Source organism: Saccharothrix sp. AJ9571, from assembly GCF_021725495.1.
GTDB lineage: Bacteria > Actinomycetota > Actinomycetes > Mycobacteriales > Pseudonocardiaceae > Amycolatopsis > Amycolatopsis magusensis.
The window spans coordinates 7,097,774-7,123,185 of sequence record NZ_CP091382.1 but is presented as its reverse complement, the minus strand read 5'-3'; the positions used below and the strand labels follow the sequence as shown (position 1 = coordinate 7,123,185).

Below are 25,412 nucleotides of genomic sequence, written 5' to 3'. Positions count from 1 at the left end.
CTCTGAATGGTCGATGTGGATAACCGGCTCCCGCGGGAGCCGGGTCAGGATTCCGTCTTTTCCATTTCCCTGATCAGGCTCGCCGGGCGCATATCGGTCCAGTTCTGCTCGACGTATTCCAGGCAGGCCGCGCGACTGTCCTCCTGCTTGGCGACCGTCCACCCGGCAGGCACCTCGGCGAAGAAGGGCCACAGTGAATGCTGTCCTTCGTCGTTGACCAGCACGAGGAACGTGGCGTCGTTGTCTTCGAACGGATTGGTCATGAGCGCATACCTCTTTCGGTGATTGATGGGTTTTCCGGAATTACCCGGTCCAATTTCTCGGCCACGATCGGCCCGATATCGGCCAGTGGCCCCGGGGTCAGCATGTGCGTGTGCTTGCATTCGACGGTACGCAGTTCGATCGCGCCGTCGATGTGATCACGCCAGGCGTCCGCGGTGATGACGTCGGCCACCTCGTCCGTCGCGGCCACGAGCAGGGTCTCCGCGGCGATCCGCCCGTGCACGTGCCGGTGTTCCATCCGCACGTTGTTGATCGTCACGGCCGTCATCGCCTGGATCTCGGCCTCGTCGAGGCTGGCCAGCGCGGTGTTCTTGGTCCGCAGGATTTCCGCCACCGTGTCGTGGCTGAGGGATTTCGCCTCTTCCTCCGTGACGTCGACGTCGAAGAGATTCAGCAACCCTCTGTACATCGTGGACGTTTCGATCATCGCCACACCGCGTTCCACCTCGTCCTGGTCGAGGGTCCTGGCCGGTTTGCAGTCGAGCAACACGAGGAGGCCGACTTCGTGGCCACGCCGTTCGAGCCGTTCGGCGATCGTGTGCGCGACGATCCCGCCGAGCGACCAGCCGAGCAGGTAGTACGGCCCGGCCGGCTGAACCCGGAGGATCTGCTCCACGTAGTCCTCGGCCACCGCCGTGATCGAGTCCGGCAGCGGCTCGATACCGGTCAGCCCCCTTGCCTGCAGCCCGTAGACCGGAATGCCCCGGTCCAGGTAACGCAGCAGCCCGGAATACGGCCAGCTCATACCGCTGGTCGCGTGCACGCAGAAGAGCGGGTGCCGGTCTCCCCGCGCCCGTAGCGGGAGGAGCACGTCCAGCGCGTTCGCCCCGGAGTCACCGTCCATCCACCGGCTCAGGCCGGCGACGGTCGGTGCCTCGAAGACCACCCTGATCGGCAGGTCGACGCCGAGCACGCTCCGGAACCGCTCGACCAGGCGGGTGGCGAGCAGCGAATGACCGCCGAGGTCGAAGAAACCGTCCTCGACACCGACCTGCGGCAGCCCGAGGACCTCGGCGAACAGTTCGCACAGCACCTCTTCACGCGGCGTGCGAGGTGCACGGCCACCCGGCAGCCTCACGTACCCGGGCGACGGCAGGGCATGGCGGTCGAGCTTGCCGTTGACGGTCAGGGGGATTCGCTCGATCGGCACGACGGCGGACGGCACCAGGTGCTCCGGCAGCCGCTCCGCCAGGTACGACCGCAGTTCCGGCCCTTCCCCGGTGCCCACCACATAGGCCACGAGCCGTTTGTCGCCAGGAGTGTCCTCGCGTGCCACGACCACGGCACTCATCACTTCGGGACGCGCGGTCAGCGCGCTCTCGATCTCGCCCGGCTCGATCCGGAAACCCCGGATCTTGATCTGCTCGTCGGCGCGGCCGAGGAATTCGAGCCTGCCGTCCGCTCCTCGGCGCATAACGTCGCCGGTACGGTACATCCGGGCGCCGCCGGCCGGCTCGAAGGGATCGGCGACGAAGCGCTCCGCGGTGAGCGCCGCCCGCCCGAGGTAGCCACGAGCCAGCTGGGGTCCGCTGAGGTACAGCTCCCCGGCCACGCCCGGCGGAACCAGCCGCAGCGCCGAATCCAGCAGGTAAGCCTTGACGTTGGCCAGCGGCAGGCCGACGACCGGGCGATCGGTGTCGGTGAACCGTGCGGACAGAGCATCCACCGTGCACTCGGTCGGACCGTAGTAGTTGTATCCCGTGGTCGCAGGCAGCTCACGCAACCGTCGCCACAGGTTCTCGCCGATCGCTTCTCCGCCGACCATGAACTCCGACGGCTGCGTTGCACCGTCTTCGAACAGGCCGGCGGAGAGCAACGCCTCGGCGAACGAAGGCGTCACATCCATGAAATCGATGCCGGCCTCACGTGCGTAGGCCACCGTCGCGTCAGCATCCCTGCGGGTGTCCTCGCCGACGACGTGTAGTTCGTGGCCGTCGACCACCGCCAGGATCGCGTCCCAGGAAGTGTCGAACGACAACGAAGCGGTCAGCCCGGCACGCAACCGGCGCCCCAGGCGCGCCGCGGCCGGGGAGAACAGCGCTTCCCGATGTCCCGCGAGCAGTGTGGCCACCGCGTGGTGTTCGACAACCACGGCCTTGGGCTGCCCGGTGGATCCAGAGGTGTAGATGGCATAGGCCGGATGCGACGGCAGCAGCGGGCTCGTCCGCTCGGTGTCCCGAACGTCCTCCGGCGACAACCGGTCCAGTGCTCCGACGACAATGGCCGAGTCGATGACCACGGCCTGCCGGTCACCGCTGATGACACCGGCGAGACCGCTGTGCGTCAAGGTGAGAACGGGACGCGCGTCGTCGAGGACGAACCGGATTCGCTCGGCCGAGTAGCCGGGATCGACGGGCAGGCACCCGGCGCCTGCCTTCAGCACCGCCAGCAAGCCGACGACCAGGTCTGTCGTCCTCGGCAGCGCCAACGCCACCAGCCGTTCCGGTCCTGCGCCCGCACCGATCAGGTACCTGGCGAGCCGGTTTGCCCTGCCGTTCAGCTCCCGGTAGCTCAGCGAACCGTCCCCGGCGACCACTGCGATGAGATCCGCTGCCGCCGCGGCCCGCTTTTCGAACTGATCCACCACCGTCGCGGCGGGGACCGGGCGGACATCGCCGTTCCACTCCCCGGTGAGCAGCAGGCCTCGCTCGGTTTCAGTCAGGACATCCACCTGACTCAGCCGCAGCCGAGGATCGGTGATCACCGCGTCGACCACCGCGGCGAACCTGGCCCCGATCGCCATCACGGTCTCGTGGTCGAAGAGGTCGGTGGCATACCGCAGCACGCACACCACCCCGGCCGGGGTGCCGTCTTCGGCGTAGCGCTCGGTGAAGGTGAAGTCCAGGTCGAACTTGGCCGCTCGGGTCTCGGCCACCGTTTCCTCGGCGGTGAACCCCGGTGCCGCCGCGGTGCCGGTCGCGGTGGTGCCCGCGTCCACCATCACCTGGAACAACGGGTGCCGGGCCGGGACCCGCCGCGGGTTGAGCAACTCGACCAGCCGCTCGAACGGCAGGTCCTGGTTGGCGTACGCGGCGAGGTCGGCCTCGCGGACCCGGGCGATCACCTCACCGAAGGCAGGGTCCCCGGACAGATCCGTCCGCAGGGGCAACGTGTTGACGAAGAAGCCGACCAAGGACTCCAGCGCCGCGTCGACGCGGCCCGCGATGGGCGTGCCCAGCACGATGTCAGTGCCTGCGCCCAGCCGGGACAGCAGCACCGCCACGGCGGACTGCAGCACCATGAAAACGCTCGCGCCCGAGTCCGCCGCGGTGGCGGCGAGCCGCCGGTGCAGCGTGGCGGGCAACTCGAAGTCGACCAGCCCACCCTGATAGTCGGCCTGGGCCGTGCGGTGCCGGTCGACCGGCAGCACCGTTTCCTCAGGCGCGCCGTCCAGCGTCTCCCGCCAGAATCGCACCTGACCGGCGAGCACACTGTCCGGATCGTCTTCGGTACCGAGCACTTCCCGCTGCCACAGCGTGTAATCCGCGTACTGCACCGGCAGTTCCGGCCACTCCGGCGCGGTGCACTCGCACCGCGCGGAGTAGGCCGCGGACAGGTCCCGCATCAGCGGGCCGACGGACCAGGCGTCGCCCGCGATGTGGTGCAACAGCAGCAACAGCACGCTCTCGTCGCCGCCCTCGATGTCGAACTGCCACACGCGGACGGGTATCTCGGCTGACAGGTCGAACCCGTGCTGTGCCGCCTCGCCGAGGACGTTCGGGAGAGCGGCCTCGGACACCACGCGCGTCGTCCAGCAGAGATCGGCCTCCGCCGGGGTGAGCAGCCGCTGCCGCGGTTCTCCGTCGACCTCCGGGAAAACCGTGCGCAACGATTCGTGCCGCGCGAGTACGTCCTCCAGTCCGGCGCGAAGGGCGGTCCGGTCGACCTCACCCGAGATGCGCAGCGCCAGCGGCATGTTGTAGGTCGCCGACACCCCTTCCAGCTTGTGCAGGAACCACAACCGCCGCTGCGCGAAGGACAACGGCACCACGTCCGGTCGCGGCATCGATGTCAGCGGCCCCCGGGTTCTGGCCCCACCGGCGATCCGCCGGGCGAGACCGGCCACGGTGGGATCCTCGAACACCACGCCGATGGCGACCTCCGCGTCGAAGGCGACGCGGATCCGGCTGACCAGCCGAGTCGCCAGTAGCGAATGCCCACCGAGGTCGAAGAAGCTGTCGTCGATGCCGACCCGGTCGAGACCGAGCACCTCGGCGAACAGGCCGCACAGCAGTTCCTCACGCGCGGTTCGCGGCTGCCTGCCGGTGCTCAGCGCGCCGTAGTCCGGCACCGGCAGCGCCGCCCGGTCCAGCTTGCCGATCGGCGACAACGGAAATTCGTCGAGGACCACGAACGCCGAGGGCACCATGTATTCGGGCAACCATCGGCGTAACCGCGAGCGCAGGTCCCGGTTCAGCTCCACGAGCCAGCGCGACCTAGCCGGGCTGTTGGCGTGCGCCATCGGATCCGTACCGGGTGCCGTGCCGCGGTACGCGGCCACCGGGCCGGTCGTGGCCTCGGGCAGGAAGACCACGTCGAAGAGATTGTCGTGCCCCGTGTTCGACCAGGTGGTGACGGTGCGGAAGCCCAGTTCGGCCGCGAAATCGTGCAGCGTCTCAGGATCCACCCCGGTGCCGGTCCGGTCGAGGATCTTCCCGGAGTCCAGCCCCCGCATGGCGGTGAAGTCGGCCTGCGTCCGGTCGTTGGGAACTCCGCTCACGCGCAGCCCGGCGGGATTCGATCGCAACGCCTCCGCGAGCACGGTTTCCGTTTCGCTCCAGTACAGTTCCGGCAATCGGCCGACCTCGACCGGCGCGAACGGTGCCTTGCAGATCACGACCTCGTAGCGATACCGGGAAAGCTCGTTGTGGTAACCGGCCCGCTTGAGTCTGATGTCGACGCCGCCGATCTCGGCGACGGTTTCGCTCAACGCGACGAAGAAGTCCGGTGAGAGCAGCAGTTCCTCCTCACCGGCGACCTTTTGCTCGACCCGGGCCCGGAGCGTGGGCACGTCGGCGTCCTCCGGAAGGTCCTGGCACACCACCCCCGCCTGCAGGCACCGCAGCAGGCGCAGGTTCCGGATGTCACCGAGGTAGAGCTTGCCGCCGGGTACCAGCAGGTCCAGGCAGCCTGCGATGACGTCGAGCAGGTAGTGCGCCCTGGGGAAATACTGGACCACCGAATTCAGCACGATGGTGTCGTAGAGGCCCTTGGGCAGGCTCGAAAGATCGTCCGCGGCCAGCACCCGCAAATCGACCCGATCGGCTATCTCATCCATGGTCGACACATGAGCACGCAAATCCGCTATCGCCGAAGCCGAGAAGTCCGTCCCGGTGTAGACAGCGCAGTGCGGGGCCAGCTCGGCGAGGATCAGCCCGTTGCCGACGCCGATCTCGAGCACGTTCCGCGGCTCCAGCCGAAGGATCTCTTCGACCGCGGCCGACCGCCACTCGAGCATCTCCTCGTTCGGGATCCGGCCGCCGTCGTAGCTGCTGGTCCAGATACCGAAGTTCTGCCAGGACCCGCCGTTGTCGGCCTGATTGCGGTAAGCCGAGTCGTAGACCTCCTGCCAGGCTCCGACCTGCTCGTCCTGTGCCCCGGCTTCCCCGGCATCGGCCCATTCCCGCTCTGGTACGACATAAGCTGCCAGCTTCGGGTCGCCGGGGACGTCCTCGCGGACCAGCACCGTCGCCGAGGCGATCCCGTCCTGCCGGATGAGGGCCGCCTCGATCTCGCCCAGCTCGATCCGGAAGCCGCGGACTTTGACCTGGTGGTCCACCCTGCCGACGAAGTCGAGCCCCGTCGAGCGCCACCGCACCAGGTCACCGGTGCGGTACATCCTGGCCCCCGGACCGCCGAACGGGCTGGCCACGAACCGTTCGGCGGTCAGCGAAGGACGGTTGAGGTAACCGCGGGCCAGCGCCACGCCGGCCACGTACAGTTCGCCGACAACACCCGGCGGTACCGGCTGCAGGGCGCGGTCCAGTACGTAGACCTGGGTGTTTCGCATCGGAGTGCCGATCAGCGGTACCCGGTCCGCCGAGGTCACCTCGCCGACGGTGTTCCAGACAGTGCTCTCGGTCGGCCCGTACAGGTTCAGCACCTCGGCGCCGACGGCCCGTAGCTGTCCGGCGATATCGATCGGCAGAGGTTCACCGCCGACGAGCAGACGCACTCCACGCAGCCGCTCGGCCGCGGTCGCCAGCATCGGCCGGTACAGCGACGGAGTCGCCTGGAACACCGTCGCTCCGCTGTCCGCCACCAATGCGGACAGCGCGTCCGGGTCCTTCACGACTTCCGTGCCCGCGACCACGACACTGCCACCGCACAGCAACGGGGAGTAGATCTCCACCGCCGCGATGTCGAAGGCGATCGTGGTCGCCGCCACCACCAGGTCCCGCGCGGTCAACGGAATGCGGGCATCGAGGCCGTCGAGGAAGTTGGCGAGGCTCGCGTGCGAGATCACCACTCCCTTGGGGCGTCCAGTAGAACCGGAGGTGTAAATGACGTACGCGGCGTTACCGGGCGAGATCGGCATCAACCGCTCGGCATCGGTCACATCGGCCGTGCCGAACCCGGCCAGGGTCCGCTCCATGGCGGCGTCACCGAGCACGATGGCGGGTGTGGTGGCCAGTTCCGGCAGTCCGCGACGCACGGCCTCGGTCGTGATCAGTGCTGCCGGAGCCGCGTCACCGAGCAGGAACGCCAGTCGCTCGGCGGGCTGGCTGAAGTCGATCGGCAGGTAGCCGGCGCCCGACTTCAGCACGGCCAGCATCGCCACGACCATGTCCACCGACCGCGGCGTGGCCAGCGCGACGATCTGCTCACTGCCGATCCGCTCGCCGATCAGGTACCGGGCGAGCCGGTTGGCTCGATCGTTGAGTCGGGTGTAGGTGAGTTCCTCGCCGCCGCAGCGCACCGCCAGCGCGTCCGGGGTCCGCGCCGCCTGCCACTCGAACCGCTCGTGCGTCCACCCTTTTGGTGCCACGGCGACGGTGGCGTTCCTGGCGACCAGCAATTCGTGGCATTCCTCCGGCGAGAGCAGGTCGACCTGCCCGATCCTGGTGGAGGGATCCAGCACCAGCGCGCGGAGGACGTTGCCGAACCACTCGACGAGTCGCTCGACGGTTTCGCGTTCGAAGAGTTCGGTGGCGTATTCCAGTGAACCGAGCAGGCCGTCCGGGGAACCGCTGTCGTCGTTCCGCTCGACCATGCTCAAGAACAGGTCGAACTTGGCGTTGTCACTTTCCAGCGGGTAGGGCGCGGCCACGAAGTCTCCGGTCCCGGCCGCCGGGGTGTCCACGTTCTGGAGCGCGAACATCACCTGGAACAGGGCGTTGCTGGCCAGGGACCGGGTCGGGTTGATCGCCTCCACCAGGTATTCGAAGGGGAGGTCCTGGTTGGCGTACGCACCGAGGGCTCTCGCCCGGGTCCGTTCGATGAGTTCCGTGAACCGCGGATTGCCCGCGGTGTCCGAACGGAGCACCAACGTGTTGACGAAGAAGCCGACCATGTCGCGAAGACCGTCGTCGGTCCGGCCCGCCACCGGGACGCCGATCGGCACATCGGTCCCCGCACCGACGCGGGTGAGCAGCGCGGCGAAGCCGGCCTGCAGGACCATGAAGACCGTGGCTTGGTTCTTCGCCGCCACCTCGCGCAGCGCCGTGTGCAATCGGGCGTCGAGTTCGAAGCTCACCCGATCGCCGTGGTAGCTCGCGATCGTTGGCCTCGGGTGATCGGCGGGCAGTTCGAGTTGCGCCGGGATACCGTCGAGCGCGCTCGTCCAGTACGACAGCTGACGCGACACCAGGCTGTCCTCGTCCTCGATCCGGCCGAAGAGTTCCTGTTGCCAGATCGCGTAATCGACGTACTGCACGGGAAGCGCGGGCCAAGTTGGGTCGGTACCGCTCAGCCGGGCCCGGTAGGCCTCGGCGAGATCACGCATCAAGGGAGCCCTTGACGCTCCGTCACCCGCGATGTGGTGCGTGAGCACGACGAGCACGGGCTCGGCCGCTTCCGCCTCCGGCACGAACAGCCAGGCGCGCACGGGTGGCTCGGTGAGCAGGTCGAACGTGTGACTCAAGGCCTGGCGCACGGCGCTATCGAGCTGGGCCGGGTGGACGGTGGTAACCCGCAGTTCCGGTTGCGCTTCGGCGAGAGCGAGTACCACCTGGTGCGGCTGGCCGTCGACCTCGGGGAAGATGGTGCGCAGGGGCTCGTGCCTGCCCACCACGTCGCGCAATGCCTCGCTCAAGGCTTGGTGGTCGACCTTCGCGGACAACCGCAGGGCCAGCGGCCAGTTGTAGGTCGCGGACCGGCCTTCGAGTTTGTGGAGGAACCACAATCGCTGCTGGGCGAACGAGAGTGGGATGAGATCCGGTCGTGGCATCGGGGTGAGCGCTGTCCGGACCCGGCTGGCGGAGTCGAGTCGGGGGGCGAGGGTAGCGACGGTAGGGGTATCGAAAACCGCGGCGATGGGCAGCTCGGTATCAAGCACGCTACGGACCCGGCTCACCAGCCGCGTCGCCAGCAGTGAATGCCCACCCAGGTCGAAAAAGCTGTCGTCCACACCGACGCGGTCCACTCCGAGCACCTCGGCGAACAGTCCACACAGCACTTCTTCCTGCGGCGTCCCCGGCGCACGACCCCCACCCACCCCGGAAACCTCCGGCACCGGCAACGCCCGCCGATCCAGCTTCCCGTTCGGCGTCAACGGCACCGACTCAATCTCCACCACTGCCGACGGCACCATGTACTCCGGCAACCGACCCGCCACCGACCCCAACAGCCCCCGCCCATCCACACCCACCCCCGACTCCGGCACCACATACGCCACCAGACGGACATCACCGGGAACGTCCTCCCGCGCGATCACCACCACCTGGCGCACGGCGGGGTCTTCAGCGAGAACCGCTTCGATTTCCCCAGGTTCGATCCGGAAACCGCGCACTTTGATCTGATCATCAGCCCGACCCACGAACTCCAACTGCCCGTCCGCACGCCACCGCACCACATCACCCGTGCGATACATCCGCACGCCCGACTCAAACGGACACGCCACAAACCGCTCCGCCGTCAGCGCAGCACGGCCCAGGTAACCCCGCGCCAACTGCACACCAGCCACATACAACTCACCCACCACACCCACCGGCACCGGACACAACCCCGAATCCAGCACGTAGGTGCGCATGTTCCAGAACGGGCGGCCGATCGGCACCCGGCCGGACGGCAGCCGCTCGTGTGGCTTGATCCGGTATTCGGTGCAGTTGACGGTCAGTTCCGTCGGCCCGTACGCGTTCACGACGGTCACGTCCGGATGCCGCTCACGCCACGACGCGAGCATTTCGACGGTCAAGGCCTCACCACCGAGAATGAGCGTCTCACCCGGCGATCGGCCGTCCGGCAGTTCGTTCAGCAGCGGAAGGTGCGACGGGGTGACCTTGAGCAGCGACAACGGAATACTCGCGTCGCCGGCGGGCCGCTCGTCCAGCCCGGCGAGGTGAACCCGCCCGCCGACGACGAGCGTGGTGAACAAGCCCGTGATCGTGAGGTCGAAGGCGATCGGTGAAGGGACCAACGTGGTGCCGCGCGCCGCCGGGTAGTGATGTGCCGACCAATTGAGGTAGTTCATCACCGCGCGGTGCTCCACCACGACGCCCTTGGGCGTGCCGGTCGATCCGGAGGTGTAGATCACGTAGGCGGGGTGCGACGGTCTGCTCCGGCGGGGCGGGTTGGTTGCCGAATAGCCACTGAAGTCCTGACGCAGCGTGTCCTCGTCCAGAACCAGAACCGGTTGCGCGTCCTCGAACATGAATCGCACGCGGGCCGGCGGGTAAGCCGGATCCACCGGGAGGTAGGCGCCACCGGCCTTCAGCACTGCGAGCAAGGCGACGACCACATCGACCGATCGCGGCAGCAGCACGGCAACTACCTGCTCCGGGCCGACACCTTGCTCGATGAGCCAGTGCGCCAGCCGGTTGGCCCTGGCGTTCAGTTCCCCATAGGTCACCGACTCCTGGCCGCAGATCAGTGCGCCGGCATCCGGAGCGCGCCGAACCTGCACCTGGAACAGTTCGGCCAGTGACTCGTCCGGTGTGCCGACGGTGGTGTCGTTCCAGCCGGTGATCAATTGCGTCTGCTCAGCGATGGTCAGGACTTCCGTCTGCCCGATCGGTCGCGAAGGCGACGCCGCGAACTGCTCGAGCAGACGCGTCCAGCGCGCCAGCAGTCCCTCGATCGTCTTCTCGTCGAAAAGGTCCACGGCGTATTTCATCGAGCCGCTGACCCCTGCGGCCACGCCCTCGGCGTCGTAGTGCTCAATCAGATTGACCGAGAGATCGACCTTGGCGACGTCGATTCCGATCTGTTCCTCGCCGACCCGCAAGCCAGGGAACTCGAACTGACCGCTCGGGTTGTCCTGCAGCACCAGCATCACTTGGAAGAGGGGGTGGTGTGCGGTGGACCGTGCGGGGTTGAGTACCTCGACCAGATGCTCGAAAGGCACATCCTGATTGGCATAAGCAGCAAGACTGGTCTGACGCACCCGCTCAACAAGCTCAGCGAACGTCGGATCCCCCGAAGTATCGGTCCGCAACACCAGCGTATTGACAAAAAACCCGACAAGATCATCAAGAGCGTCATCCATCCGACCCGCGATCGGCGAACCCAACGGAATATCCGTACCCGCACCCAACCTGGTCAAAAACGCCGCCATCGCCGCCTGCAACACCATGAACACCGTCGCACCGGACTCCCGCGCCAACCCAGCCAAACCCCGATGCAACGACGCATCCAACTCAAACGTCACATACGAACCCCGATACGACGCCACCGCCGGACGCGGCCGATCAGCCGGCAAAACAATCTGCTCAGGCAACCCCGCCAACTGCTCCGCCCAATACCCCACCTGCCGGGCGAACACACTATCCGGATCAGACTCATCACCCAGCAACTCACGCTGCCACAACGCATAATCCGCATACTGCACCGGCAACCCCACCCACGACGGAGCAACCCCACTCACCCTCGCCGAATACGCCACCAGCACATCACGCGACAACGGCCCCATCGACCACCCATCACCCGCAATGTGATGCAACAACACCAACAAAACATGCTCATCCGGCCCACACTCAAACAACCACACCCGAACCGGCAACTCCACCGACAAATCAAACCCATACCGCGCGGCAGACTCCAACACTCCCGGAAGCTCCACCTCCGATACCGCCCGAGCCTCCCACACCAGCTCACCACACCCAACATCAAGAACCCTCTGACACGGCACCCCATCAACCTCGGGAAACACCGTCCGAAGACTCTCATGCCGATCAACCACATCGACCAGAGCAGCCCGCAACGCCTCCCGATCAAGAACCCCACTCAGGCGAAGCGCAAGCGGCATGTTATAGGTCGCCGAACGACCCTCGAGCTTGTACAGAAACCACAACCGCTGCTGAGCGAACGAGAGTGGAACGAATTCCGGTCGCCGCATCGGGGTGAGCGCGGCGCGGACCCGGTCACCCAGGTCCAACCGGCGGGCCAATTCGCCCACCGTCGGTGATTCGAACAGCAACCCGAATGGCAGTTCGGTATCGAGCACGCTACGGACCCGGCTCACCAGCCGCGTCGCCAGCAGCGAATGCCCACCCAGATCGAAAAAGCTGTCATCAACGCCGACCCGCTCCACCCCCAGCACCTCGGCGAAAAGTCCACAAAGGACCTTCTCAGCCGCGGTCGAAGGGGCTCGACTCGCCTCCTCGGTCGAGAAGTCAGGGACAGGCAATGCGCGCCGGTCCAGCTTCCCGTTCGGCGTCAACGGCACCGCACCGATCTCCACCACTGCCGACGGCACCATGTACTCCGGCAACCGACCCGCCACCGACCCCAACAGCCCCAGCCCATCCACACCCACCCCGGACTCCGGCACCACATACGCCACCAGCCGGACATCACCGACGGTGTCTTCTCGTGCGATCACCACCGCCTGGCGCACCGCCGGATCCTCAGCCAGCACCGCCTCGACCTCACCAGGCTCAATCCGGAAACCCCGGACCTTGACCTGCTCGTCCGCGCGGCCTGCGAACTCCAACTGCCCATCCGCACGCCAGCGCACCACATCACCCGTGCGATACATCCGCACACCCACCTCAAACGGACACGCCACAAACCGCTCCGCCGTGAGGGCAGGACGCCCCAGATAACCCCGGGCCAGGCTCGCACCAGTCACATACAACTCACCCAGCACACCCACCGGCACCGGACACAACCCCGCATCCAGCACATACACCCGCGAGTTGCTGACCGGGGCGCCCACCGGCACCACACCAGCCGTCTCCGGAGACAACGGGTCGCTCATCGTCGCGCACACCGTCGTCTCCGTCGGCCCATACGCGTTAATCAACCTGCGTCCGGTCGACCACCGCGCCACCAACTCCGGCGAACACACCTCACCCGCAACCACCACCGTGCCCAACCCAGACAACGCTGCCGCTTCAACTGGGACCGTCGCCAACACCGAAGGCGGCACCGTCACATGCGTAACCTCACACCGCTCCAGCAGCCCAGCCAGCCCCCCACCCACCAGAGCATCCGGATCGTCGACGACCACCAGCGCCGCACCCGAACACAGCGCCATCATCAGTTCCCACACCGCCGCATCAAAACTCGGCGACGCGAACTGCAACACCCTACTGGCCTGATCCACCCCCAGCCGCTCCCGCTGAGACAACACCAAACTCGCCACACCAGAATGCGACACCACCACACCCTTCGGCACACCAGTCGAACCCGACGTATAAATCACATACGCCGCACTATCCAAACCGGCCCGCACCCGCGGAGCACCCTCCGGGAACCGCGAGAAATCCTGGGCCAGGACGTCCGCATCCAGCACCAAGGCCGGCGCGGCATCAGCGACCATGAACCCGATCCGCTCCGCCGGATACGCCGGATCCAACGGCAAATACACGCCACCAGCCTTCAACACCGCCAGCACCGCTACGACCCACTCCACCGACCGCGCGAAGCCCACCCCCACAACCACGTCCGGGCCCACACCCCGCTCCACCAACCACCACGCCAGCCGATTCGCCCGAACATCCAACTCCCCATACGACAACCACCCACCACCACACACCACCGCCACCGAACCCGGCGACCTCACAACCCACTCCCCAAACAACCCCACCAGACCGCGACCACCAACATCCACCGCGGTGTCATTCCAACCCAACAACAACCGATCCCGCTCACCCGCCACCAAAACATCCAGCGCACCAACCTGGCGATCCGGCGCCACCACAACCTGCTCCAACAAACCCACCCAACGAGCCAGAAACCCCTCGACCGTCGACCGATCAAACAAGTCCGACGAATACTCCACCATCAGCTCGACGCCCGCAGGGCCCGCGTCGCCCCGGCGCTCGACGACGCTGATCTCCAAGTCCACCTTGGCCATGTCCAGATCCACCGGTTCAGCGCTGATCCGCAGACCGGGAAGTTCGAAGTTCGCCTCCGGCACGTTCTGCAACCCAAGAATCACTTGGAAGAGGGGGTGGTGTGCGGTGGACCGTGCGGGGTTGAGTACCTCGACCAGATGCTCGAAAGGCACATCCTGATTGGCATAAGCAGCAAGACTGGTCTGACGCACCCGCTCAACAAGCTCAGCAAACGTCGGATCCCCCGAAGTATCGGTCCGCAACACCAGCGTATTGACAAAAAACCCGACAAGATCATCAAGAGCGTCATCCATCCGACCCGCGATCGGCGAACCCAACGGAATATCCGTACCCGCACCCAACCTGGTCAAAAACGCCGCCATCGCCGCCTGCAACACCATGAACACCGTCGCACCGGACTCCCGCGCCAACCCAACCAAACCCCGATGCAACGACGCACCCAACTCAAACGTCACATACGAACCCCGATACGACGCCACCGCCGGACGCGGCCGATCAGCCGGCAAAACAATCTGCTCAGGCAACCCCGCCAACTGCCCCGCCCAATACCCCACCTGCCGCGCGAACACACTATCCGGATCAGACTCATCACCCAGCAACTCACGCTGCCACAACGCATAATCCGCATACTGCACCGGCAACCCCACCCACGACGGAGCAACCCCACTCACCCTCGCCGAATACGCCACCAGCACATCACGCGACAACGGCCCCATCGACCACCCATCACCCGCAATGTGATGCAACAACACCAACAACACACAATCCCCACCGGGCAACTCGAACAACCGGCCCCGCACCGGCAACTCAACAGAAAGATCGAACCCATACCCAGCCACCTCGTGCAGCGCTCCGGCCAACTCGACCTCGCGCACCTGCCGGGACTCCCAATCCAGCTCGAACTCGCCCGCCGGCACAATCACCTGCCGCGACACGCCGTCAACTTCGGCGAATACGGTCCGCAACGACTCATGCCGACCAACCACATCCGTCAGCGCCGTCCGCAATGCCTCCCGATCCACCTCGCCCGAGAGCCGCAGGGCCAGCGGCATGTTATAAGTCGCCGAACGGCCTTCGAGTTTGTGGAGGAACCACAATCGCTGCTGAGCGAACGAGAGTGGAATGAGATCCGGTCGTGGCATCGGGGTGAGCGCTGTCCGGACCCGGCTGGCGGAGTCGAGTCGGGGTGCGAGGGTAGCGACGGTAGGGGTGTCGAAAACCGCGGCGATGGGCAGCTCGGTATCAAGCACGCTACGGACCCGGCTCACCAGCCGCGTCGCCAGCAGTGAATGCCCACCCAGGTCGAAAAAGCTGTCGTCCACACCAACGCGGTCCACTCCGAGCACCTCGGCGAACAGTCCACACAGCACTTCTTCCTGCGGCGTCCCCGGCGCACGACCCCCACCCACGCCGGAAACCTCCGGCACCGGCAACGCCCGCCGATCCAGCTTCCCGTTCGGCGTCAACGGCACCGACTCAATCTCCACCACCACCGACGGCACCATGTACTCCGGCAACCGACCCGCCACCGACCCCAACAGCCCCCGCCCATCCACACCCACCCCCGACTCCGGCACCACATACGCCACCAGACGGACATCACCGACGGTGTCTTCTCGTGCGATCACCACCGCCTGGCGCACGGTGGGGTCTTCAGCGAGAACCGCTTCGACTTCCCCAGGCTCGATCCGGAAACCGCGCACCTTGACCTGATCATCAGCCCGACCCACGAACTCCAACTGCCCGTCCGCACGCCACCGCACCACATCACCCGTGCGATACATCCGCACACCCACCTCAAACGGACACGCCACAAACCGCTCCGCCGTCAGCGCAGCACGGCCCAAGTAACCGCGAGCCAACTGCACACCAGCCACATACAACTCACCCACCACACCCACCGGCACCGGACACAACCCCGAATCCAACACGTACACCCGGCAGTTGACACCCGGCCGGCCGATCGGCGCCGCCATACCCGCCAGCGACTCACTCATCGTCACGCACACCGTGGTCTCGGTCGGCCCGTACGCGTTGACCAGCCGGCGCCCAGCCGACCATCGCGCCACCAAGTCCGGCGGGCACACTTCGCCGCCCATGACCACGGTCGTCAGATCGGGCAGAGCGACCCCCGCGGGAATCGTGGCTAGCAAAGACACCGGCAGCTGCACGTGGGTCACTGACTGGTCCGCCAGCGTCGTCGTGAGTTCTTCGCCTGCCGCCCAAGCCGACTCTGGGAGAACCAGCGCCGCACCGGCACACAACGCCGTGCACAGATCCGCGAACGAGACATCGAAACTCGGCGATGACGCTTGCATGATCCGGCTGTTCTCGGTGACTCCGAGTCGATCGATCTGCGTGATCGCCAGGCTCGCGATACCCGTGTGCGAAACCACAACGCCCTTGGGCATACCGGTCGACCCCGATGTGTAGATCACATACGCGGGATTCGTCAACTCGGTCGGCACCGACGGATCGATGTTCGAATAGTCAGTGAGATCCTGATGGATCGACGCCTCATCTAGTGTGAGAACCGGTTTAGCGTCGGCGAGCATGAACTCGATGCGCTCTGCGGGGTATCCGGGGTCTACCGGCAGATAGGCGGCACCGGATTTCAACACCGCGAGCACCGCTACCACCAAGTCTGCCGACCTCGGCAGCAGGACCGCCACCACGTCCTCGGGCACCACGCCCTGGTCGATGAGCCAGTGCGCGACCTGGTTCGCCCTGGTGTTCAGTTCTCCGTACGTCAGCGAATCCGGGCCACACACCAGCGCGGTCGCGCCCGGCGCACGGTTAACTCGTTCCGCGAACAAGCCCAGCAGCGAGTTCTGAGTCAGCTCGGCCGTCGTATTGTTCCAGGCTGAAAGTATTTGGTTTCGCTCGTCCGCAATGAAGAGGTCGGCCCGCCCGATCGGCTGTCCAGGGGACGCGGCGAACTGTTCGATCGAATGGGCCCACCGAATCAGTAATCCCTTCACCGTCTCCTCGTCGAACAGGTCCGTGTCGTATTCCGCCAAGACCGCGACACCTGCCGGATCGCCGTCGCCGCCCTCGCGCTCGGTCACGTGAATCGAGAGGTCGACTTTGGATACACCGAGGTCGATGCCTTCGGCGGTGATGTCCAATCCAGGCAGCTGGAAACTCGTACCTGGCGCGTTCTGCAGGGCGAACATCACCTGGAAGAGGGGGTGGTGTGCGGTGGACCGTGCGGGGTTGAGTACCTCGACCAGATGCTCGAAAGGCACATCCTGATTGGCATACGCAGCAAGACTGGTCTGACGCACACGCTCAACAAGCTCAGCGAACGTCGGATCCCCCGAAGTATCGGTCCGCAACACCAGCGTATTGACAAAAAACCCGACAAGATCATCAAGAGCGTCATCCATCCGACCCGCGATCGGCGACCCCAACGGAATATCCGTACCCGCACCCAACCTGGTCAAAAACGCCGCCATCGCCGCCTGCAACACCATGAACACCGTCGCACCGGACTCCCGCGCCAACCCAGCCAAACCCCGATGCAACGACGCATCCAACTCAAACGTCACATACGAACCCCGATACGACGCCACCGCCGGACGCGGCCGATCAGCCGGCAAAACAATCTGCTCAGGCAACCCCGCCAACTGCTCCGCCCAATACCCCACCTGCCGCGCGAACACACTATCCGGATCAGACTCATCACCCAGCAACTCACGCTGCCACAACGCATAATCCGCATACTGCACCGGCAACCCCACCCACGACGGAACAACCCCATCCCGACGAGCCGAATACGCCACCAGCACATCACGCGACAACGGCCTCATCGACCACCCATCACCCGCAATGTGATGCAACAACACCAACAAAACATGCTCATCCGGCCCACACTCAAACAACCACACCCGAACCGGCAACTCCACCGACAAATCAAACCCATACCGCGCGGCAGACTCCAACACTCCCGGAAGCTCCACCTCCGATACCGCCCGAGCCTCCCACACCAGCTCACCACACCCAACATCAAGAACCCTCTGACACGGCACCCCATCAACCTCGGGAAACACCGTCCGAAGACTCTCATGCCGATCAACCACATCGACCAGAGCAGCCCGCAACGCCTCCCGATCAAGAACCCCACTCAGGCGAAGCGCAAGCGGCATGTTATAGGTCGCCGAACGACCCTCGAGCTTGTACAGAAACCACAACCGCTGCTGAGCGAACGACAAGGGGACCAGATCCGGGCGTTGCACTCGCACCAGGGCGGTTCGCGCTTTGCCTACTTTGTCAATGTGCTCGGTCAGATCCGCGACGGTCGGATTTTCGAAGATTCCACCGATCGGAACCTCCGCTCCGAGAACGGTCCGGATGCGGCTGACGAGCCGGGTCGTCAGCAACGAATGTCCGCCGAGGTCGAAGAAGTTGTCGTCGATGGTGAGGTGGTCGATGCCGAGGACTTCGGCGAACAGCCCGCACAGAATTTCTTCACGCGGGGTGCGTGGTGCCCGCCCACCTTGGGTGGGCGTGTAGTCGGGTGCGGGCAGGGCCCGGCGGTCGAGTTTGCCGTTCGGAGTCAGCGGCACCGCGCCGATCGCGACCACCGCCGAGGGCACCATGAACTCCGGCAGCTGCCGCGCCACCCGGGCCTTGGCCGCCGTCATCAACGCGCCGATACCCCGAGCGCCGGCGGGGTTGTTCACCCACGGACCACGACCATCCCGGGGCACATACACCCCACCCACCACACCGTCGTCGTCGTGAGGTATGACCACAACGTCGAACCGATCGGACGCCTGCGGTGACCAGGTCGCCAGCACCCGTCGCCCCTGCCGCTCGCCCCACTCGACAATGGCCTCGGGATCCACACCCCACACGTCCATGGTTCCGATAGCGGCCTCACTGGCCAGCCTCGCGTTCGGAATCCCGCCAATCCGCACTGACCCCTGCGCCGTGGTGATCAACTGGCGCAGCGCATCCTCGTCAACCACATCGTCGCCCCACTGCAGCTGAGGTGCACCAGACAGGTCGGTGAGGGTGTCGGTGGTGTGAAGGACGACCTCGTAACGGTGGCGGGTCAATTCGTTGTGCGCTTCGCCACGCTTCAATTGGATATCGACCCCGCTGATCCGCGAATCAGATTCCGCGAGGCTGGTGAAGAACTCCGGTGCCACCACCAGTTCCTTCTCCACCATCACCGCATGCTCCACCGCCGCCCGCACCCGACCCGCGTCCATCCCGGGATGGCGGGCCAGCTGAACCGCGGTATGCAGGGACCGTACCGTCCCGGCATGACGCACATCCCCGACCACCACCCGCCCACCCGGGGCCAGCAACCCCGCCGCGGCCGACACCACCTTGGCCAGATACCCACCATCGGGGAAGTACTGCACCACCGAGTTGATCACCACCGTGTCGAACACACCCACCGGCAGCCCATCGACCACGTCCGCGGCCTGACACCGCAACCGCACCCGATCACCCAAGCCCGCCTGCGCCACCTGACCACGCAGCCGATCAATCACCACACCCGAAAAATCAGTACCCCAATACGCCTCACACGCAGGGGCCAACTTCGCCAACAGCAACCCCGACCCCACGCCAATTTCCAGCACCCGCCGGGCGCCGAACTCCCGGACCCGGTCCACCACCGCATCCCGCCACTCCACCATCTCCGCCAACGGAATCGGCTCACTCGAATACGACGACTCCCACCCCTCAAAATCCTCCCCCAAAACCCCGTCCGAATCCGAGTACACGGACTCATAAATATCCCGCCACTCCCCCACCTGCACCACACCAGCAGATTCCACGGCAGGAGCAGACACGGCAAGAACATCAGTATCGGGCACAACGTACCCCACCAGGCGAACATCCCCGGGGGTATCTTCCCTGGCGATCACCACCGCCTGTTGCACGGCGGGATCCTCAGCGAGAACAGTTTCGATTTCTCCAGGCTCGATCCGGAAACCCCGCACCTTCACCTGCTCATCCGCCCGACCCACAAACTCCAACTGCCCATCCACACGCCACCGCACCACATCACCCGTGCGATACATCCGCACACCCACCTCAAACGGACACGCCACAAACCGCTCCGCCGTGAGGGCAGGACGCCCCAGGTAACCGCGCGCGAGACTGGCGCCAGTCACATACAACTCACCCACCACACCCACCGGCACCGGACACAACCCCGAATCCAGTACATACACCCGCGAATTAGCCACCGGCCCACCCACCGGCACCACACCACCAGTCACCGCATCCAGTGACAGCGGATCGCTCATCGTCGCGCACACCGTCGTCTCCGTCGGCCCATACGCATTCACCAACCGCCGACCCGAAGACCACCGCGCCACCAACTCCGGCGAACACACCTCACCCGCAACCACCACCGTGCCCAACCCAGACAACGCTGCCGCTTCAACTGGGACCGTCGCTAACACCGAAGGCGGCACCGTCACATGCGTAACCTCACACCGCTCCAGCAGCCCCACCAGCCCCGCGCCCACCAGAGCATCCGGACCATCCGCATCGTCAGCAAGCACCAACGCCGCACCCGAACACAACGCCATCACTAACTCCCACACCGCCGCATCAAAACTCGGCGACGCAAACTGCAACACCCTACTGGCCTGATCCACCCCCAGCCGCTCCCGCTGAGACAACACCAAACTCGCCACACCAGAATGCGACACCACCACACCCTTCGGCACCCCAGTCGAACCCGACGTATAAATCACATACGCCGCACTGCCCGACCCCGCCCGAACCGGCGGAGCAGTACCCGGGAACCGCGAGAAATCCTGGGCCAGGACGTCCGCATCCAGCACCAAGGCCGGCGCGGCATCAGCGACCATGAACCCGATCCGCTCCGCCGGATACGCCGGATCCAACGGCAAATACACGCCACCAGCCTTCAACACCGCCAGCACCGCTACGACCCACTCCACCGACCGTGCGAAGCCCACCCCCACAACCACGTCCGGGCCCACACCCCGCTCCACCAACCACCACGCCAACCGATTCGCCCGAACATCCAACTCCCCATACGACAACCACCCACCACCACCCACCACAGCCACCGAACCCGGCGACCTCACAACCCACTCCGCGAACAACCCCGCAACACCCACCGCCGAGTCACCCACCGCGGCGTTATCCACCACAGCACCACCCACCGCGGTCTCACCCACGTCGGCAACGTCTACCGCAGAGTCATTCCACTCCAGCAACAACCGCTCCCGCTCACCACCCACCAAAATCTCCAGCGCACCAACCCGACGCTCCGGCGCCACCACAACCTGCTCCAGCAAACCCACCCAACGCGCCAGCACAGTTTCCACCGTCGACTGATCGAACAAATCCGTCGAATACTCGATAAAAGCGTCAATACCGGCCGCGGCACCAGTATCGTCGTGGTTTTCCACCAACGAAAACAGCAAATCGAAACGCGAGGCACCAGTACTCAGAATCTCGGCACGCACATCCAGCCCAGGCAGGCTGAACTCCCCTCGCGGCGCACTCTGCACCACCAGCGCGACCTGGAACAACGGATGATAAGCCGCCGACCGCTGCGGATTGAGAACCTCCACCAAATGCTCGAACGGCACATCCTGATGCGCATACGCCTCCAGGCTCGCCTCCCGAACCCGAGCCACCAACTCCGCAAACGAGGGATCACCCGACACATCCGTGCGCAACACGAACGTATTCACAAAAAACCCGACCAAATCGTCCAGTGCCGTGTCCGTCCGCCCCGCCACACCACTACCCAGCGGAACATCCATACCCGCACCCAACCGGCTCAGCAACGCCGCCATCCCCGCCTGCAACACCATGAACACCGTCGCATTCGACCGGCGCGCCAGCTCACCCAGCCGAGCGTGCAACCCCGCACCAATATCGAACCGCACCACCGAACCCCGATACGACGACACCGGCGGACGCGGCCGATCCGCCGGCACACTCACCAACTCCGGTAATCCCGCCAGCCGCTCCCGCCAGTACCCCACCTGCCTGGTGAAAACACTGTCCGGATCAGACTCGTCACCCAGCAACTCACGCTGCCACAACGTATAATCCGCATACTGCACCGGCAGATCCGCCCACGACGGAGCAACCCCATCCCGACGAGCCGAATACGCCACCAGCACATCACGCGACAACGGCCCCATCGACCACCCATCACCAGCAATGTGATGCAACAACACCAACAGAACATGCTCATCCGGCCCACACTCAAACAACCACACCCGAACCGGCAACTCCACCGACAGATCAAACTCATACCGCACTGCTAAATCCAGCATGCCATCCAGCTCGCCAGCCGGAACAGCCCGCTCCTCCCACCCCAGCACACACTCATCCGCACCCAGCACCAACTGATACGGCTCCCCGCCCACCTCGGGAAACACCGTCCGCAACGACTCATGCTGAGCCCACCACATCCACCAGCGCAGCCCGCAACGCCACCCGATCAAGCCCACCCGACAACCGCAACACCAACGGCATGTTGTACGTCGCCGAACTACCCTCCAACTTATGCAAAAACCACAACCGACGCTGCGCAAACGACAACGGAAGCACGAATTTCTACCTTCTTCCAGACTGAGCAGCGTGTCGCGTAGTTTATTCGACCGCGCAGTTGAACCCCCTCGGATCACAGAGAACTCCTCCATGCGACCCGACTATCCACACACTTGACCTCGGAGCGGTTCACGTACTAAAAGCAACCGGAACCATGGGCCGTCGACTATGGAAATCGGCGACCCAATCGACAACAACTGATTGCTGTTCGGTTTGGATTTGAAAGTAATATCGGACCAATACTTGGCGACTGAATGCAAAGTAGAACAAATCGGCAACCCATCGATTGCCGGGTATCGAGGTTGTGACAGAAGTCGGTGTAAGCCGAGCCACGGTCGGCGAGGCTCCTCGCGGAGGCGTGGATCAGATCCCGGACCTGCCACTCGTCCCGACGTTGTCGAAGAGCAGGAGCGGATGCCGGTTGGCGACCTGGCTGCGGTACAACGCGACCCGCGCGGTCCGGCCGACGGGCATTCGGTCGTCGGGCACCCCGGCCGCGCAGAAGGTGCCCGAGCGCCGTGGTGGAATGATCTGGCGCACCTGGCACGGTGGTCGTCCGTTTCTGCTCTTGGCCACCGTTCAGCAGAGTGCTCTCAAGGTTGACGAGTTCGGTTCCCGGTTCGATGCTGAGCGCGGTCGTCAGCCGGTGTCTGGCTTCGCGATAGATGGTGAGCGCGTCAGCGGTCCGCCCCGCCCGAGGCTGGCCGCCCAGACGTTTTCGGAACGGATGCACAGCGACCAGCTCGGTGAGCTCGGCAGTCACCTCCGCGTCCTGCCCGAAGTCGAGCGCCACGTCGAACAGCTCTTCGAGCATCGTCAACCGGAGCCCGGTCAGCCTGGCGACGGTCGCAGCGCTGGCGGGGATCGTGGTGATGCCGGCGTACGGTCCGCCCCGCCAGAGCTGATGGGCCTGACTGAGCAAGGAATGGCGAAGCCGAGGTTTCCCGTCTCGCCGTGCCGCGCGGGCGTCGGCGCACAAGCGGTTGAATCGGCTGAGGCCCAGCTCGAAGCTGTCGGCTCGAAGCAGGGAGCCAGGCTTTCGGCTGAGGAGTTGTCCAGCGGCCTCACCGTCCCCGCGAAAACTTCGCCGCAAGCGCGACACGTATTCGTGCACCAGCGTTCGTGCGTCGGCCGGGGGATCGTGGGGCCACAGCTCGTCGATGATCTGGGCGATGCCGGTCAAAGCGCCCGGCCGGATCAACAGGATCGTCCGCTCGCGGGACGTGCCAAGAGGCAACGCGCGGCCACCGCTACGGACCTCGACGGGACCCAAAAGTCGAAACTCCGCCTCGCTTCCCTGGGACCAGGCCACTCGTGTCCCGGCTGCCCCGGGTCTTCTCTGCGGTGATTCCCCGATGCCGACCTCGGCGACCAGGTCGCTACCGGAGTCCGGCCAGGTTCCGGCCAGGTCCCGGCCAGGCCCTGCTGTCACCGTCGTCATCGACGGATCGTGACTGAGTGAACACGCAGAAGGTTCATGCGGATGAGCGGAGTGACGACATGGGACGCGATGGCCTACCTCTGCTTGAAGCTTCTCGAGATTCGTTCCGGTCGGTCTTGTCCGTGCCCGTCGTCGGGCGATCAGGGACCTGACGTGATCCGGGTCGATATCCTCGACAGCAGCCCGGTCTTCCTTCGAGGCCTGCCCCAGGTGTTGTCCGACGGCGGCATCCGTGTCGTCGACGCACGGACCACCCTGGATGATCACTCCCCGCAGAAGTGGCTGGCCGACGTTTTCACGATCGATCCGATGGCGGTGAAGGCAAACCTGCTGGCGCACATCAGTTCGGCCATCCCGCTGGGCGCCGTTCTCCTCGTCGTCGGACACGGACCGGGTGAGGAGGCGGCGGCCGCGCTGGGGGAAGCGGGCTCCGTGCCTGGTGGGGTGGTCAGCAAGCTGGAGCCACGCGAGGCCTTGATCGCGGCCGTTCGCGCCATCGCCGCGGGACGTGCGCTGCGGCTGGGCATCAACCGCTACACGGTGGACACCCACATCAAACGGATCCGCGCCAAGCTCGGCGCAGGCAACAAGGCCGAACTGACGCGTCTCGCGATGCTGCGCTCGTTCGGCGAGGCCGCTGGACACGTGCCGAGACCTCAGTGCCCCGTGTGCTCCGAGCACCCGTCCCACCTTTGTGGGACGGGTGCGGGGACGACCTGAAGTCGACGCTGTGCCAAGACAGATCAACGTGTGAAGGGGTGCGCGAGTAGTTGGTTCGCGCGAGGGCAGGCCAGCGGCGCTGGTCGTCTCCGCCGCGCTGGCGGTGCCCATGCCGCCAACAAGAGTTCTCCCCATGAAGGCTTCCAGCCCTTCCATCTCCACGCCCATCCGGCCGGCGCAGTTGATCCAGACTCTAAGGACGGCGGGTACACAGCTGGAATATCGATGGAATATGGAATACAGCCGCGGTTCGTCTCCTCCCGCGATGTTCGCCCGCTCGGGCGGCACCGCCTGTCTCGAGCACGCCGGACTCCTCGAAGAGTCCCCACGGGATCGCCCGTCCTTCGTCGACGGAGACCGAGAACAGGTATCGCGTGACCCATCGACTACGCGGTGTTGAACGTGACGGACGCGGAGGCGCGTGCCGCGGAGTTCTGCATGGCTACGGGATCGACATCCGTGCGCGGTCCGACGTACCGAAGGAATGGCGAAGGAGTACTCGGTCACCGTTGGCGAACGGGACATCTCGGTGGTGCTGACCGGGCCAATGGCCCACCAAACGCCGGCGGCCGCCTACGTCCAGGCCCACGGCGACGGCATGGCGGGCATCGCGATTCCACCTCGGGCGCCCGCCGCGCCTCCGCCGAATCGGTGCGCAGAGGTGCGAAGCCCGTGTCCGCGCCGGTCGAGATCGGTGGCGCGGTCATCGCGACGATCCAGGCGTTCGGCGACGTGAAGTTATCCAGCGCGCTGACGTGTCCGAGGTCCGGTCGGAGATCGAGCCGTAACCTCCTCGGGTGACAGGTGCGTGCCCTGACCGGCCTCGATTCGGTCGGGGAGGCCAGCAGGTGGCTTGGGCTGAGCCCAGGCTTGTCGCACTGGTTCATGAAAGCAGTAACTGTGGTGCGGGTTCTCGACGTCGCCGCCAGCGCGCAACC

General features: G+C 65.5%; 5 protein-coding genes. 1 reads left to right on the top strand and 4 read right to left on the bottom strand.

All coding sequences use genetic code 11. The features are described from left to right. Nucleotides 1-44 precede the first annotated feature (44 nt). The 4 genes from L3Q67_RS32355 to L3Q67_RS32340 all read right to left on the bottom strand — a co-directional run bounded on the left by L3Q67_RS32355 (nucleotide 45) and on the right by L3Q67_RS32340 (nucleotide 23,754). A complete protein-coding gene (locus L3Q67_RS32355) occupies nucleotides 45-263 on the bottom strand; it encodes an MbtH family protein (RefSeq protein WP_499185220.1) in 219 nt (72 codons plus the stop codon). After that, entirely contained in the window at nucleotides 260-22,141 is a 21,882-nt protein-coding gene (locus L3Q67_RS32350; protein WP_499191694.1) for a non-ribosomal peptide synthase/polyketide synthase, read from the bottom strand. Before L3Q67_RS32350 ends, L3Q67_RS32355 begins: the two co-directional genes overlap by 4 nt. A gap of 13 nt (nucleotides 22,142-22,154) precedes the next feature. Further along, the gene (locus L3Q67_RS32345) at nucleotides 22,155-22,313 is read right to left on the bottom strand and encodes a condensation domain-containing protein (protein WP_499185219.1); all 159 of its coding nucleotides are present in this window, start codon (nucleotides 22,311-22,313) and stop codon (nucleotides 22,155-22,157) included. Between the two features lie 166 nt (nucleotides 22,314-22,479). Then, complete coding sequence (locus tag L3Q67_RS32340) at nucleotides 22,480-23,754, bottom strand: AfsR/SARP family transcriptional regulator (protein WP_499185218.1); 1,275 nt, start codon at nucleotides 23,752-23,754, stop codon at nucleotides 22,480-22,482. Nucleotides 23,755-23,907: 153 nt separating this feature from the next. On the opposite strand from L3Q67_RS32340, the gene L3Q67_RS32335 reads away from it, so the two are divergent. Continuing rightward, on the top strand, nucleotides 23,908-24,474 hold the full coding sequence (locus tag L3Q67_RS32335) for a helix-turn-helix domain-containing protein (RefSeq protein WP_499185217.1): 567 nt from the start codon (nucleotides 23,908-23,910) through the stop codon (nucleotides 24,472-24,474). Nucleotides 24,475-25,412: the final 938 nt, after the last annotated feature.